Source organism: Nocardioides sp., from assembly GCF_036267815.1.
GTDB lineage: Bacteria > Actinomycetota > Actinomycetes > Propionibacteriales > Nocardioidaceae > Nocardioides.
This window is the reverse complement of sequence record NZ_DATAVI010000089.1, coordinates 27,892-41,115: the sequence shown is the minus strand read 5'-3', so window position 1 is coordinate 41,115 and position 13,224 is coordinate 27,892. Positions and strand designations below refer to the sequence as shown.

Genomic DNA, 13,224 nt, shown 5'->3' with positions numbered 1-13,224 from the left:
TCACGTCACCACGATGACGTGGAGGTGACGAGGGCCGTGGACGCCCTCGACGCGGTCCAGCTCGATGTCGCTGGTGGCCGAGGGCCCGCTGACCCAGGTCAGGGGCCGGGTGGTGTCGAGGACGGCGAACGCGTCCGGCACGTCGGCGACCACCTGCGACGCCTCGACGATGCAGACGTGGTGATCGGGCACCAGCGTGATCGCGCGTCGACCCTGTCCGGGGCCGTGGTCGAGCACGATCGTGCCGGTCTCGGCGATCCCCAGGCGAGCGCGGGTGACGACCGCATCGAGCCGGTCGAGCGCGGCTGCCGAGAGGGCCCGGTCGACCACGGCGGACCCCGCGACATCGAGCCCGAGCCCCTCGGGTACGACGACGCGCGCACCGTCGGGAATCACTGCCCGCAGCCGGGCGTCGAGCTCCTCGGGCGGGCAGCGCTCGACCTCGGCGCGGTAGTCGGCGACGCGGTCGCAGAACAGCTCCACCAGGTCGGTCAACCGATCGGGCCGCCTCAGCGGCACTCGCGCCGTCGGCAGCTCGGGCGCATCCGCCAGTGCGGACCTGACCCGGCCCAGGATCTCGTCGCGGGCACTCACCGGCGGGTCCTGTGCCACCAGGCGCGGAACGACTCGCGCGGTGCTGCGGGCGCCTCACGGGCCGCCGTCCAGCGCCGGCCGGGCCCGGGGAGCCTTGCCAGCCAAGGGATCAGCCGTCGAGCCCGGCCCACGAGGCGCTCGGCGCGAGCGAGTCGAGACGCGGAGGACAACGTCCAGGACGCCGTTCGCATCGCCACCGCCTCGGCCTTCGGCGGGCGGGCGCCGCGATGCGCGTCGACCACCTGGGCACGCAGGTCCACCAGCACCGACGGGATGTCGATCTTGACCGGGCACACCTCGTAGCAGGCCCCGCACAGGGTGGAGGCGTACGGCAGCGAGTCGAGCTGCGCGTCGTCGCCGACTCCCCGCAGCAGAGGGTTGAGGATCGCGCCGATCGGGCCGGGGTAGACCGAGCCGTAGGCGTGGCCGCCCACCCGTTCGTAGACCGGGCACACGTTGAGGCACGCGGAGCAGCGGATGCAGCGCAGCGCCTGACGTCCCACCCGGTCGGCGAGGGCGCGCGTCCGTCCGTTGTCGAGCAGGACGACGTGCACCTCCTGGGGTCCGTCGCCGGGAGTCACGCCGTGCCACATCGAGGTGTAGGGGTTCATCCGCTCGCCCGTCGACGACCGCGGCAGCAGGCGGAGGAAGACATCGAGCTCCGCCCACGTCGGCACGACCTTCTCGATGCCGACCACCGACACCAGCACGTCGGGCAGGGTCAGGCACATCCGGCCGTTGCCCTCCGACTCGACGACGACCAGGGTCCCCGTCTCTGCGACCGCGAAGTTGGCCCCCGAGACGCCGATCTTGGCGCGCAGGAACTTCTCGCGCAGGTGCAGCCGGGCGGCGTTCGCGAGCTCCCCGGGGTCGTCGGACAGGTCCTCGGGAGCCGCGAGTCCCGAGGCCGCCATCCGGGTGCGGAAGATCTCGCGGATCTCGGCGCGGTTCCGATGGATCGCCGGCACCAGGATGTGCGACGGCAGGTCGTCGCCGAGCTGGACGATCAGCTCGGCCAGGTCGGTCTCCCACGCCGCGATGCCCTCGGCGGCCAGTGCCTCGTTGAGGCCGATCTCCTGGGTCGCCATCGACTTCACCTTGACGACCTCGTCGGCGTCGTGGGCCTTCGCTACCTCGGCGACGATCCGACAGGCCTCTGCCGCGTCGCGCGCCCAGTGGACGACGGCTCCTCGTGCAGTGAGGGTCTGCTCGAGGCGTTCGAGGTGCTCGTCGAGCCTGCCCAGCGTGGCGTCCTTGAGGTCGGCGCCCGCTTGCCGCAGCTCCTCCCACTCCGGCACCTCCGCGACGACCCGGGCCCGCTTGTCACGGATCGTGTGCGTGGCATGGGTGAGGTTGTGCCGGAGCTGGGAGTCGGCCAGCGCCTCCCGGGCGGCGTCCGGGAACGCCGGCATCCCGACGAACGTCGCAGTCACGTCGGGGCCTGCGTCGATGCCAGGACCTCGGCCAGGTGCATCACGCGTACGCCGGACCGCTCGCGGGCGAGCAGCCCGCCGATGTGCATCAGGCACGAGCTGTCGCCGGCCACCAGCACCTCGGCGCCGGTCTCGCCGACGTGCCTGGCCTTGTCGGCTCCCATCGCCACCGACACCTCGGCGTTCTTCATCGCGAACGTGCCACCGAAGCCGCAGCACTCCTCCGCGGCGGGCAGGTCGAGCAGCGTGAGCCCGCGGACGCCCTCCAGAAGGCGTCGCGGCCGGTCGCCGACGCCGAGCATCCGCAGGGAGTGGCAGGTCGGGTGGTAGGTCACCGCGTGTGGGAAGGAGGCGCCCACGTCGGTGACTCCCAGGACGTCGACGAGGAACTCGCTGAGCTCGTAGACCCTCGGCGACGTGCGCGCGACGGCTTCGGCCAGGCCCCGGTCACCCGACCGCTCGGCGACGATCCGGTGCTGGTGGCGCGCCGAGCCGGCACATGACCCCGACGGCGTCACGATCGCGTCGTAGCCCTCGAACGCCGCGACGAAGGTGCGCACGACGGGGACGGCCTCGTCGAGGTAGCCGGTGTTGACCATCGGCTGTCCGCAGCACGTCTGCGTCTGGGGGAACTCGACGTCGAGGCCGAGCCGCGTGAGCAGCTCGACGACGGCCTTGCCGGTGCCCGGGAACATCGCGTCGTTCACGCAGGTGACCAGGAGGGCGACGCGCACGCGGCCCATCATCCTCCGATCCGGACGGCCCCATCACGCGGCGTCCGAGACCCGCGTGAGACTGTCGGTGGCGCTCCCTAGGCTGGCGGGGTGCCGTCGTCCGATCGTCCCTGGCTGCCAGTGGCTGCCATCGCCACCACGCTGCTCCTGTGGGCCTCCGCCTTCGTGGCGATCCGCCATCTGGGTCACGACTTCCCGGCCGGTGCCCTGTCGCTCGGCCGGCTGGTCGTGGGATCGCTCGCGCTCGGCGCGGTCGCGGCCTCCCGCGGGCTGCCACGACCCAGCGGCCGCGACTGGCTCGGCCTGGTCGCGATCGGCGTGCTGTGGTTCGGGGTCTACAACGTCGCGCTCAACCAGGGCGAGCACCACGTCGACGCCGGCACGTCCGCGATGCTGATCCAGATCTCGCCGGTGCTGATCGCCGTCCTGGCGACGCTCTTCCTCGGTGAGAGGTTCACGAGCTGGCTCGGGGTCGGCCTGGCCCTGGCCTTCGCCGGCGTCGTGCTGATCGGCCTCTCCCAGCCCGGTGGGCACAACGACGTGGTCGGCATCCTGCTCTGCCTGCTCGCGGCCCTGGTCTACTCCGTGGCGCTGGTGGTGCAGAAGCCCCTGGTCTCGCGCCTGTCCCCGCTCAATGTCACGTGGCTCGCGTGCACCGTCGGCGCGGTCGCCTGCCTGCCGTTCGCCGGGCAGCTGGTCACCTCCGCTCGCGCCGCGTCCGCCTCCGACCTCTGGTGGGTGGTCTACCTCGGGCTGTTCCCGACCGCGGTCGCCTTCACGACGTACGCCTTCGCGCTGCGACACATGACCGCGAGCAGCCTGGGGATCACGACCTACCTCGTCCCGCCCCTGACGATCGCGATGAGCTGGCTGTTCCTCGGGGAGGCTCCGCCCGGCATGGCGTACGTCGGCGGCGCGCTGGCCCTGGTCGGCGTGGCGGTGGCCCGGCGCAAGCCACGCGCGCCCGAGGTGGTGCCACAGCCCGTGTGAGGGTGCATGCTGCCTCGGGTGAGCGTCGTCGCGGATGTCCTGGTCGGCCTGGTGGCCCTGCTGCACGGGTACTTCCTCGTGCTGGAGATGTTCTTGTGGACCACCCCCACCGGGCGTCGAGTGTTCGGCCTCGAGGCCGACTTCGCCGAGAGCTCGCGCACCCTCGCGGCCAACCAGGGTCTCTACAACGGGTTCCTCGCGGCGGGGCTGGTCTGGGGTCTGGTCGCCGACAGCACCGACGTGAAGGTCTTCTTCTGCGCCTGCGTCGTCGTGGCCGGCGGCTACGGGGCCGCCACGGTCAACCGGCGCATCCTGCTGGTGCAGGCCCTGCCCGCGGCGCTGGCCCTGGTGGCCCTGGCGCTCAGCTGAGCGGCGTACCGGCCCCGAACCACGGCCGGCAGGCGTCGACGCCGGTGACCTCGGCGCCGCGGCCGGTGGCCCGCCAGGCCTCGCGGCTGAGCCGGACGTGCTGGAGCTCGAAGGGGCCGGTCGGCGTGACGGTGCGGCTGAGGCCGTTGTCGGTGTAGCCCTGCCGGTACGACACCGCCAGCGACGCGACGTTGTCCGTGCGCGCCGACGACACGGCGACCTCGGCGCCGAGGTGCTCGAAGGCGAGCGCCAGGACTCCGGCGCGCATCAGGTGTGCCAGACCACGCCCGCGCACGTCGCTGGCGAGCCAGGAGAACGAGTCCACCGTGCGCAGCTCCGGGAACCGCTCGCCCTCCAATGCCTGGACACCGACCACCCGCCCGTCGACCTCGACCGCGAGGTCGAGGCACCACGAGTTGGGCGACCAGGTGCCGCGGTGCTTCCACACCTCGGCGGCCAGCTGCCGCATCCGGTCGGCCTCGGGCTCGAGCGCGCCGAAGCGCTCGTTGCCCGGGTCCATCTCCAGGTCGCTCGGGAGTACGCCGGCCAGGACGACGAGGTCCGCATCGGTCACGCCCCGCAGGAGCACCTCGCCGGACGAGATCCGCAGGTCGAAGAAGGGCCAGAGCATGACTGCAACCTAGGGCTGTGCGGGGCCTGGGCGCTCCCCGGCCGGACGCGGCTCAGGTTCGTCCGCGCCGCCCGGGTCGAGCCAGCCGCGGAACGCCTCCAGGTTGCGCGTCGACTCTCCCCGCAAGGTGCGCCACTCCCACTCCTTGCGGATGGAGGAGGCGAAGCCGAGCTCGAGGATGGTGTTGAACGACCCGTCGGCGTAGGTGAGGACCGACCCCAGGAGCCGGTCGAGCTCGTCGGGCGTGACCAGCGCCAGGGGCAGCCGGGCGTCGAGGTAGATGTCGCCCACGTGGTCGACGCCGAAGGAGACGGCGTAGGTCCGCAGGTTGCGCTCGAGCAGCCAGCGGTAGACCCGCTCGTGGTTCTCGTCGGGGTTGCGGCAGACGAAGGCATGGACGCCGAGCGCGTGTGGGCCGATGTCGACCCGCACCGGCGTCTGGAGCTTGCGCTCCCCCGGCAGCGCGAAGCTGAACGACCCCCCGCGCTCGTCGTACTCGAGCTCGTTGTCGTCGAGGTAGTCGCGCAGCACCTGGGCCGGGTCGCTCATGGCCACGACCCTGCCACGACCCGTCGAGATGCGGGTTCCAACCCGCAACTCAACGGGGCAGCGGACGCAAGTCGACGAGTCGGTCCGGCGCCGAGTCGTCATATGACGACTCGGCGTTTGTGCCGGGGCTCACGCCCGCGAGACTCAGACCGACGCGCGGAGCGACGCTCGGGCTCGTTCGTAGACGTCGAGGGTGCGCTCGGCAGTGTCCTCCCAGGAGAACGCGCCGGCTCGCGCGCGGGCGCCCTCGGCCAGCCGAGCCCGGAGCGCGTCGTCGAGCAGCACCCGGCCGATGGCGTGCGCCCACTCACGCGGCTCGTGCGTGTCGAGCAGCAGGCCGCTCTCGCCGTCCGCGACGACGGTCGTCAGACCGCCCACCGCGGCAGCCACCACCGGCGTGCCGGTGGCCTGGGCCTCGGCCGCGACCAGACCGAACGACTCGTTGTAGGAGGGGACGGCGACCAGTGTCGAGGCGGCGTCCCAGATCGCGAGCTCCGCAGGGGGGACGGGCGGCACGAACCGTACGACGTCGCCGATGCCGAGCTCGTCCGCCAGGTCTGCCAGCGCCTCGGGGTGCTCCAGCCCCGTGCCCGACGGGCCTCCCACGATCGGGACGACCAGCCGTGGGCGCAGCTCGGGGCGCTCGCCCAGCAACACCTCCACCGCCCGGAGCAGGACGTCCGGCGCCTTGAGCGGCTGGAGCCGTCCCGCGAAGAGCACCACCAGCGAGTCGGCCGGCAGACCCAGCTGCTCGCGGGCGGCCACGCTGTCGCGAGGCCGGAACACGCTGAGGTCGACCCCGGGGTGGACGACCTCGACGCGGTCGGGGTCGGCGTCGTACAGCTCGACCAGCTGCGTGGCCTCGAGGTCGGTGCTGGCGATGAGCATGTCCGCCGCCTCGACGACCTGCTCCTCGCCGATGATGCGCGCTGCGGGCTCGGGGGTGTCGCCGGCGGCCATCGCGTCGTTCTTGACCTTGGCCATCGTGTGCATCGTGTGGACCAGCGGGACGCCCCAACGGTCGCGTGCCAGCGCACCGACCTGGCCGGAGAGCCAGTAGTGCGAGTGCACCATGTCGTAGTGGCCGAGCGGCAGTGCGGCCTCGGTGCGCAGCACCTCGCGGGCGAAGGTGCACAGCTGGCCCGGCAGCTCGCTCTTGCCGAGCCCCTCGAACGGGCCGGCGTGGATGTTGCGGACCGTGATCCCGGGCGCGGACTCCACGACCGGGTCCACGCGGGACGACGTCGCCCGGGTGAAGATGTCGACCTCGATCCCCGCGGCCGCGAGCCGGCGCGCGAGCTGGACGACGTAGACGTTCATGCCGCCCGCATCGCCGGTGCCCGGCTGGTCCAGGGGCGAGGTGTGCACGCTGACCATCGCCACCCGACGTACGGCGTCCGCCTCGGTCACAGTCACGTCACCCTCCTCGCGGACCGCACCACGGGCCCGAACGCCCCCAACCGCGGACGCCCGTCCCTGATTCCCGGCGCCGGGACACGATCCGATCACGGCGCGACCGCGTGGCCGGCTCGGCCTTCCGAGGAACTGTCGCGTCGGGCACGGAGCGGACCCGACCCGTCGCGGTTGGCTGCTCCCCTCAGCACGCCAACCGACAAGGGGCAGAGCCATGACGACTCGATACCGCCGGACCACCCGGCGAGCCCTCGGAGCCGCAGTCGCGGCTCTCGCGCTCGCCTTCCCCGCAACCCTGCTCCAGTCGGCACCGGCCTCTGCGGTCACCGTCGAGCAGAACGGCGGCTGGGGAGGCCCGGTCAGCTACGCCAGCCCGGTCATGGAGGCCGTGTTCGGCACGACCCACAGCTCGACCACGATCGCAGTAGTGGGGATGACGGTGGCTCGCGCCGACGCCGACGGTGACCAGATCATCGACGTGACGTACGACGTCGAGACCCGGACCTCGGACGGCCGTTGGGTCTCCGGGTTGTCGCAGAGGGCGTCCTCGACGCTCGGGGCCGACGAGGCGGAGCGCTCCTTCCCATCCGTGCAGCTTCGGAGGCCCGACGCGGGCCCCGGGCGAGGCGAGTACCGCGTCAGGGTCGCCGTGAGCTGGCTGGACGTCACCACCGGCTACCCGCTCGGCGTCTACACCGCCGTTCCCAGCCTCTCGGGCGACTTCCTATGCTTCACCGGCCCCGCCCTGCCCTGCACTCCGACGCCGACGGGTGGCGTGGTGGTCTGAGTCCGCACGCGACCCGGAGGCGGTGGACAATCGGCGGGTGCCTACTTCATCAGCCGGCCGCACCGCCGTCGTCACCGGAGCGAGCAGCGGGATCGGGGCGGCCACCGCGCGGGCCCTGGCCGCCCAGGGGTACGACGTGTGGTGCGCCGCGCGTCGTACCGAGCGGATCGAGGCGCTGGCCGAGGAGATCGGCGGCACCGCGGTCTCGTGCGACGTCACCGACCCCGAGTCGGTACGCCGGCTGGCCCAGGCCGTGGGCGGCCGGCTGAACGTGCTGGTCAACAACGCCGGCGGCGCCTTCGGACTGGCCCCGGTCGCCGAGGCCGATCCCGAGGACTGGCGCCGGATGTTCGACGTCAACGTCCTCGGCCTCCTCCACGTCACCCAGGCCCTGCTGCCGTCGTTGCGGGCCAGCGGCGACGGTCTGATCGTGAACATCGGCTCCATCGCCGGCCACGTCGCCTACGAAGGAGGTGCCGGCTACACGGCGGCCAAGCACGGCACGCAGGTCGTCACCGAGACCCTGCGCCTCGAGCTCGTGGGCGAGCCGATCCGGGTCAGCGAGGTCTCGCCCGGGATGGTGCACACCGAGGAGTTCTCCCTGGTGCGCTTCGAGGGCGACCAGGCCCGGGCCGACGCGGTCTACAACGGCGTGTCCGAGCCGCTGGTGGCCGAGGACGTCGCGGACGCGGTCGCGTGGATCGCCACCCGGCCCGCGCACGTCAACATCGACGAGCTGGTGATCAAGCCGCGCGCCCAGGCCGCTCCCCACAAGGTCGCCCGCGACGCGTGACGAGGGCCCCTGGGGGCCGCTGAGGGTCGGCCGCGGTCCTGACCCGTGGGACCCGGGTGTCGCCGAGCGCACCGGGCGACCAGACTGCCCTGCATGAAGACGATCGGCCTCGTCGGCGGGATGAGCTGGGAGAGCACCGCGGTCTACTACCGCGACCTCAACCTCGGAGTGCGCGAGCGGCTCGGTGGTCTGTCCTCGCCCACCCTGGTGCTCAGTACGGTCGACTTCGCCGAGCTGACCGCGCTGGAGGACGCCGAGCGGTGGCCGCAGATCGGTGACCTCCTGGCCGAGGCCGCTCGCGGCGTGGAGCGTGCCGGCGCGGACTTCCTGCTGCTGTGCACCACGACGTTCCACAAGGTCGCGGACCAGATCGAGGACGCCGTCGGCATCCCGCTGCTCCACCTCGGGGACGTCGTGGCCGACGAGGTGCGGGCGCACGGCGTGACGCGGGTCGGCTTCATCGGGACGACGGTCGCCATGTCGGACGGCTTCTTCGCCGAGCGACTGGCTCGGCACGGTCTCGAGACGGTGCTGCCCGACCCGCGGCACCACGACCTGCTCAACAGCGCCATCTACGACGAGCTCGTGCACGGCCGGGTCGTTGACGCCACCCGGCGCCGGGTGCTCGGCGTGCTGGAGGAGCTCTGGGACGCAGGAGCCGGGGGCGTGCTGCTCGGCTGCACGGAGCTGGAGCTGCTCGTCAAGCAGGCCGACGCCGACCTCCCGGTCTACCCCGGCACCACCTTGCACGTGAACGCCGCCCTGGACCGCGCCCTCGCCGAGCGCTGACTCGGCGGAAATGTGCACCGAAAACCCACTCACCCGGCACAAAGAGACACCGAAATGACGCCGAGTCGGCATATGCCGACTCGGCGTTGCTGACATTTTGCGCCGGGTCAGCGGGTTTTCGGTGCACATTTCCGCCGAGTCAGCGCTCGGCGGCGTCGCATGCTCCGGGTGCCGACCACGATCGATACGTCGGGAGCAGGCGCCCGCGTGGTCCTTACCAGTGCGCCACTAGACTTCCGACGGCCCTCGGGCCGCCGTACCGCCAGCGAGAGGGACATCACCGCCACATGCCAGCCAGTCAGGACACCGCCGCGGTCGACGACGAGACCCCGGGGTGGATCCGCAGGCTGGGTGCGCAGGTGTGGGTGCATCGCAGGAACGTCCTGATCTCCTTCGCCGCCGCCGTCCTGGGCAGCACCAGCCAGGCCGTGGTCCCGCTGGTCGCGCGCAAGATCGTCGACGACGTCATCGGCCACGACGGCGCGCCGCTGTGGCCGTGGCTCCTGCTGCTCGTCGGCATCGCGGTGGCGACGTTCGCCTTCGCCTACCTACGGCGCTACCGCGGCGGCCTCGTGGGCATCGGCGTGCAGTACGACCTGCGCAACCGGATGCACGACCACCTCGTCACGCTGGACGAGCAGAGCATCTCCCACCTCAGCACGGGCCAGATCGTGGCGCGCGCCAACAGCGACACCGCGCTGGTGCAGGGTCTGTTGAACTTCCTGCCGCTGATGACCGGCAACCTGCTGATGATGGTGGTCTCGCTGGCCATCATGCTCGTGCTCTCGCCTCTGCTGGCCCTGGTCGGGCTCGTGATCGCGCCCGCGCTGTTCGTCGTCTCCTACCGGATGCGACTCAAGGTCTTTCCCGCCACCTGGGACGGCCAGCAGCGCGAGGGCGAGGTCGCCGAGGTCGTCGACGAGGACGTGAACGGCGTCCGCGTGGTCAAGGCGTTCGGCCAGGAGGAGCGCGAGCTGCACCGCATGGTCGGCATCGTCTCCACGCTGTACGGCGTGCGGATGCGCGCGACCCGACTCCAGGCGCGCTACCAGCCGCTTCTGGAGTCGATCCCGGTCCTCGCCCAGGTCGCGGTCCTGGCGCTCGGCGGCTGGATGGCGCTGCACGGCCGGATCTCGATCGGCACGTTCCTGGCGTTCTCGACGTACGTCGGCCAGTTCGTCGCGCCGGCCCGCCAGCTGGCCGGCGTGCTGACGGTCGGCCAGCAGGCGCGCGCCGGCGTCGAGCGGATCTTCCAGCTGCTCGACCTGACGCCGGCTATCGCCGACGCACCGGACGCCGTCGACCTGCCGGAGCTCCGGGGAGAGGTCGAGCTGCGCGGCGTCCGCTTCGGCTACGGCGACGAGGAGGGGCGGCATCTGGTCCTCGACGGACTGGACCTCCGGGTCGCGGCCGGCGAGCGGGTCGCCCTCGTCGGCGCGAGCGGGAGCGGGAAGTCCACGGTCACCCGGCTCGTGAACAGGCTGCTCGACCCCGACGAGGGCCAGGTGCTCGTCGACGGCGTCGACGTACGCACGGTGACGCTCCACTCGTTGCGCGGCCAGGTGGGCGCGGCGTTCGAGGAGAGCTTCCTGTTCTCCGACAGCATCGCCGCGAACATCGCCTTCGGCCGCCCCGACGCCAGCCGCGAGGAGGTCGAGGAGGCCGCCCGGGTCGCCGGCGCGCACCAGTTCGTCCTCGAGCTCGCCGACGGGTATGACACCCGGGTCGGTGAGCGCGGCCTGAGCCTCAGCGGCGGCCAGCGGCAGCGGGTCGCGCTGGCGCGGGCGATCCTGTCCGACCCGCGGATCCTGGTCCTCGACGACGCGACGAGCGCCGTCGACGCCTCCACCGAGGAGCAGATCTTCGCGCGCCTGCGTCAGGTCCTGGCCGGACGCACGGCCCTGATCGTCGCGCACCGGCTCTCCACCCTCAGCCTGGCCGACCGGGTCGTGCTCCTCGCCGACGGACGCGTCAGCGACCACGGCACTCACAACGAGCTGATGTCGCGCAGTCCTCTCTACCGCGAGCTGCTCACCGGGCTGGACGACGACGCAGCGTCGGCCGTCGGCGACTCCATCGAGACCTTGAGCCAGCTCGACGTCACGCCCTCGGCTTGGCAGGGCAGCACCGGCGACCGCGCCGAGGCGGTGCGCGACGCCGGCGAGCGCGCGACGGCCAGGATGGCGAGCCGCCCCAACCTCGGCGCCGGCCTGGGCGGCGGCGGGAGCTGGCGGCTCAACCTCGCCCCGACCCCCGACCTGCTCGCGCGTGTCGCCGCGCTGCCGCCGGTTCGCGACCACTTCGAGGCCGACCTGACGATCGAGACGCGGCCCGACCCGCACTTCTCGATGTGGCGGCTCGTCAAGGAGTTCCGGTGGTGGTTCGGGGCGGGTCTCGCGCTCGTCGTCCTCGATGCGCTCGCGGGCCTGGCCGGCCCCTACCTGGTGCGGATCGGGGTCGACCACGGAGTGGCCGCGGGCACCGGCCACGTCCTGTGGTGGGCCTCGGCGGCGTTCCTGCTGGTCGCCCTGGCCGACCTGCTCGACCAGGTCGCCGCGACCTTCGTCACCGGCCGCACCAGCGAGCGGGTCATGGCCGGACTCCGCATCCGGATCTGGGCCCAGCTCCAGCGGCTGTCGCTCGACTACTACGAGCGCGAGATGGCCGGCCGGATCATGACCCGGATGACCACCGACGTCGACCAGTTCGAGACCCTGATCGAGAACGGCCTCCTCCAGGCCCTGGTCTCGCTGGTCACCTTCGTCGGCGTCGGCGTCGCCCTGCTGCTGATGGACACCGAGCTGGCGCTGTGGACCCTGACCGTCGTGGTGCCGCTCGCGGCCGCGACGGTGGTCTTCCGACGGTTCACCAACCACCTCTACGACGTCGTGCGGGAGGCCCTCGCGGTCGTCAACGCCGACTTCCAGGAGTCGCTGTCGGGGATCCGCGAGGCTCAGGCGTTCGTACACGAGGGCCTCACCAGCCAGCGGTTCCACGGGCTCGGCCGCGTCTACTACGACGGCCGGGCCAAGGCCCAGCGCACGATCGCGACGTACTTCCCCTTCGTGCTGTTCCTGTCGTCGATCGCCGACGTCATCGTGCTCGGCGTCGGCGCACACCTGATCGAGCAGGGTCGGCTCAGCACCGGGGTGCTGATCGCCTTCCTGCTCTACCTCACGATGTTCTTCTCCCCGATCCAGCAGCTCTCCCAGGTCTTCGACTCCTGGCAGCAGACTCGCGTCTCGATCGGCCGCATCTCCGAGCTCATGCGGCTCACGACGATCACCCCGGACGCCACGGACCCCGTCGCTCTGGGGCCGGTGCGGGGCGAGCTGGCGCTGCGCGACGTCCACTTCTCCTACCCGTCGGCCGAGGTCGCGGACGACGAGCGCGGCCCGGCCGACCAGGTGCCCACCGGGCCGGCCGCCGTACGCCGCCGACCGCCCGAGGCGCTGCGCGGCCTCGACCTGCACGTCGCGGCGCACGAGACGGTCGCCCTCGTCGGCGAGACCGGAGCGGGCAAGTCCACGGTCCTGAAGCTGATCGCCCGCTTCTACGACCCCGACTCCGGCTCGGTGACCCTCGACGGACACGACCTGCGCACGCTGTCGCTGGCCGGCTTCCGCAGCCGGCTCGGCTACGTGCCTCAGGAGTCGTTCCTGTTCACCGGCACGATCCGCGACAACATCGCCTACGGGCGACCCGACGCGGACGACGCGGAGGTCGAGGCCGCCGCCCGCGCCGTCGGAGCCCACGACCTCGTCGCCGGCCTGCCGGGCGGCTACCTCCACCAGATCTCGGAGCGCGGTGCGTCGCTGTCGGCCGGACAGCGCCAGCTGATCGCCCTGGCCCGCGCCGAGCTGGTGGACCCTGCCGTGCTGCTCCTGGACGAGGCGACCGCCAACCTCGACCTGGCGACCGAGGCGAGGGTCTCGGCCGCGATGGCGGCGGTGGCGGGCCGGCGTACGACGATCCTGATCGCCCACCGGCTCCAGACGGCGCGCTCCGCCGACCGGATCGTCGTGGTCGGCCAGGGGCGCGTGCTCGAGCAGGGGACGCACGACGACCTGCTGGCCGGAGACGGCAAGTACGCCGCGATGTGGCGGGCCTTCGAGCTCGTCTCCGCCTCATGACGCGGTGAC

Annotated in this window: 12 protein-coding genes; 6 read left to right on the top strand and 6 right to left on the bottom strand. The window is 72.2% G+C overall.

Annotated features, from left to right (window positions below; translation table 11 throughout):
• The 3 genes from VHW64_RS18640 to VHW64_RS18630 are packed head-to-tail and all read right to left on the bottom strand — an operon-like array spanning nucleotide 1 to nucleotide 2,770.
• A complete protein-coding gene (locus VHW64_RS18640) occupies nucleotides 1–594 on the bottom strand; it encodes a lactate utilization protein C (RefSeq protein ID WP_329652079.1) in 594 nt (197 codons plus the stop codon).
• Complete coding sequence (locus VHW64_RS18635; protein ID WP_414690535.1) at nucleotides 591–2,027, bottom strand: LutB/LldF family L-lactate oxidation iron-sulfur protein; 1,437 nt, start codon at nucleotides 2,025–2,027, stop codon at nucleotides 591–593. The genes VHW64_RS18640 and VHW64_RS18635 overlap by 4 nt, the downstream gene beginning before the upstream one ends.
• Nucleotides 2,024–2,770 carry a (Fe-S)-binding protein gene (locus VHW64_RS18630; RefSeq protein ID WP_414690537.1) on the bottom strand — a complete coding sequence of 249 codons (747 nt, stop codon included), beginning with the start codon at nucleotides 2,768–2,770 and terminating at the stop codon, nucleotides 2,024–2,026. The genes VHW64_RS18635 and VHW64_RS18630 overlap by 4 nt, the downstream gene beginning before the upstream one ends.
• An 81-nt stretch (nucleotides 2,771–2,851) precedes the next feature.
• Here VHW64_RS18630 and VHW64_RS18625 point away from each other — a divergent pair, with 81 nt between their 5' ends.
• Together VHW64_RS18625 and VHW64_RS18620 are read left to right on the top strand one after the other, a co-directional pair.
• Nucleotides 2,852–3,751 carry a DMT family transporter gene (locus VHW64_RS18625; protein ID WP_329652077.1) on the top strand — a complete coding sequence of 300 codons (900 nt, stop codon included), beginning with the start codon at nucleotides 2,852–2,854 and terminating at the stop codon, nucleotides 3,749–3,751.
• Nucleotides 3,752–3,769: 18 nt separating this feature from the next.
• Nucleotides 3,770–4,120 carry a DUF1304 domain-containing protein gene (locus VHW64_RS18620; protein ID WP_329652076.1) on the top strand — a complete coding sequence of 117 codons (351 nt, stop codon included), beginning with the start codon at nucleotides 3,770–3,772 and terminating at the stop codon, nucleotides 4,118–4,120.
• On the opposite strand, the gene VHW64_RS18615 is transcribed toward VHW64_RS18620, so the two are convergent.
• The 3 genes from VHW64_RS18615 to mshA all read right to left on the bottom strand — a co-directional run bounded on the left by VHW64_RS18615 (nucleotide 4,113) and on the right by mshA (nucleotide 6,710).
• Nucleotides 4,113–4,751, bottom strand: a complete 639-nt coding sequence (locus VHW64_RS18615; RefSeq protein WP_329652075.1) for a GNAT family protein — start codon at nucleotides 4,749–4,751, stop codon at nucleotides 4,113–4,115. The genes VHW64_RS18620 and VHW64_RS18615 overlap by 8 nt on opposite strands.
• Nucleotides 4,752–4,760: 9 nt before the next feature.
• Nucleotides 4,761–5,300: a YbjN domain-containing protein gene (locus tag VHW64_RS18610; protein WP_329652074.1), complete on the bottom strand. Its 540-nt coding sequence runs from the start codon at nucleotides 5,298–5,300 to the stop codon at nucleotides 4,761–4,763.
• 144 nt (nucleotides 5,301–5,444) lie between these two features.
• Nucleotides 5,445–6,710, bottom strand: a complete 1,266-nt coding sequence (gene mshA / locus VHW64_RS18605; protein WP_414690536.1) for a D-inositol-3-phosphate glycosyltransferase — start codon at nucleotides 6,708–6,710, stop codon at nucleotides 5,445–5,447.
• A 217-nt stretch (nucleotides 6,711–6,927) separates the two neighbouring features.
• Here mshA and VHW64_RS18600 point away from each other — a divergent pair, with 217 nt between their 5' ends.
• The 4 genes from VHW64_RS18600 (at nucleotide 6,928) to VHW64_RS18585 (ending at nucleotide 13,215) form a co-directional block, all read left to right on the top strand.
• On the top strand, nucleotides 6,928–7,500 hold the full coding sequence (locus VHW64_RS18600) for a hypothetical protein (RefSeq protein WP_329652073.1): 573 nt from the start codon (nucleotides 6,928–6,930) through the stop codon (nucleotides 7,498–7,500).
• 37 nt (nucleotides 7,501–7,537) lie between these two features.
• The gene (locus VHW64_RS18595; protein ID WP_329652072.1) at nucleotides 7,538–8,293 is read left to right on the top strand and encodes an SDR family NAD(P)-dependent oxidoreductase; all 756 of its coding nucleotides are present in this window, start codon (nucleotides 7,538–7,540) and stop codon (nucleotides 8,291–8,293) included.
• A gap of 93 nt (nucleotides 8,294–8,386) precedes the next feature.
• Nucleotides 8,387–9,082, top strand: a complete 696-nt coding sequence (locus VHW64_RS18590) for an aspartate/glutamate racemase family protein (protein WP_329652071.1) — start codon at nucleotides 8,387–8,389, stop codon at nucleotides 9,080–9,082.
• Nucleotides 9,083–9,369: 287 nt separating this feature from the next.
• A complete protein-coding gene (locus tag VHW64_RS18585) occupies nucleotides 9,370–13,215 on the top strand; it encodes an ABC transporter ATP-binding protein (protein WP_329652070.1) in 3,846 nt (1,281 codons plus the stop codon).
• The last annotated feature ends 9 nt before the right edge of the window (nucleotides 13,216–13,224 follow it).

Coding starts and splice junctions, on each gene's coding strand:
- VHW64_RS18630 (WP_414690537.1), bottom strand. CDS start 2,770: ATGGGCCGCGTGCGCGTCGCCCTCCTGGTCACCTGCGTGAACGACGCG.
- VHW64_RS18615 (WP_329652075.1), bottom strand. CDS start 4,751: ATGCTCTGGCCCTTCTTCGACCTGCGGATCTCGTCCGGCGAGGTGCTC.
- VHW64_RS18610 (WP_329652074.1), bottom strand. CDS start 5,300: ATGAGCGACCCGGCCCAGGTGCTGCGCGACTACCTCGACGACAACGAG.
- VHW64_RS18600 (WP_329652073.1), top strand. CDS start 6,928: ATGACGACTCGATACCGCCGGACCACCCGGCGAGCCCTCGGAGCCGCA.
- VHW64_RS18590 (WP_329652071.1), top strand. CDS start 8,387: ATGAAGACGATCGGCCTCGTCGGCGGGATGAGCTGGGAGAGCACCGCG.
- VHW64_RS18585 (WP_329652070.1), top strand. CDS start 9,370: ATGCCAGCCAGTCAGGACACCGCCGCGGTCGACGACGAGACCCCGGGG.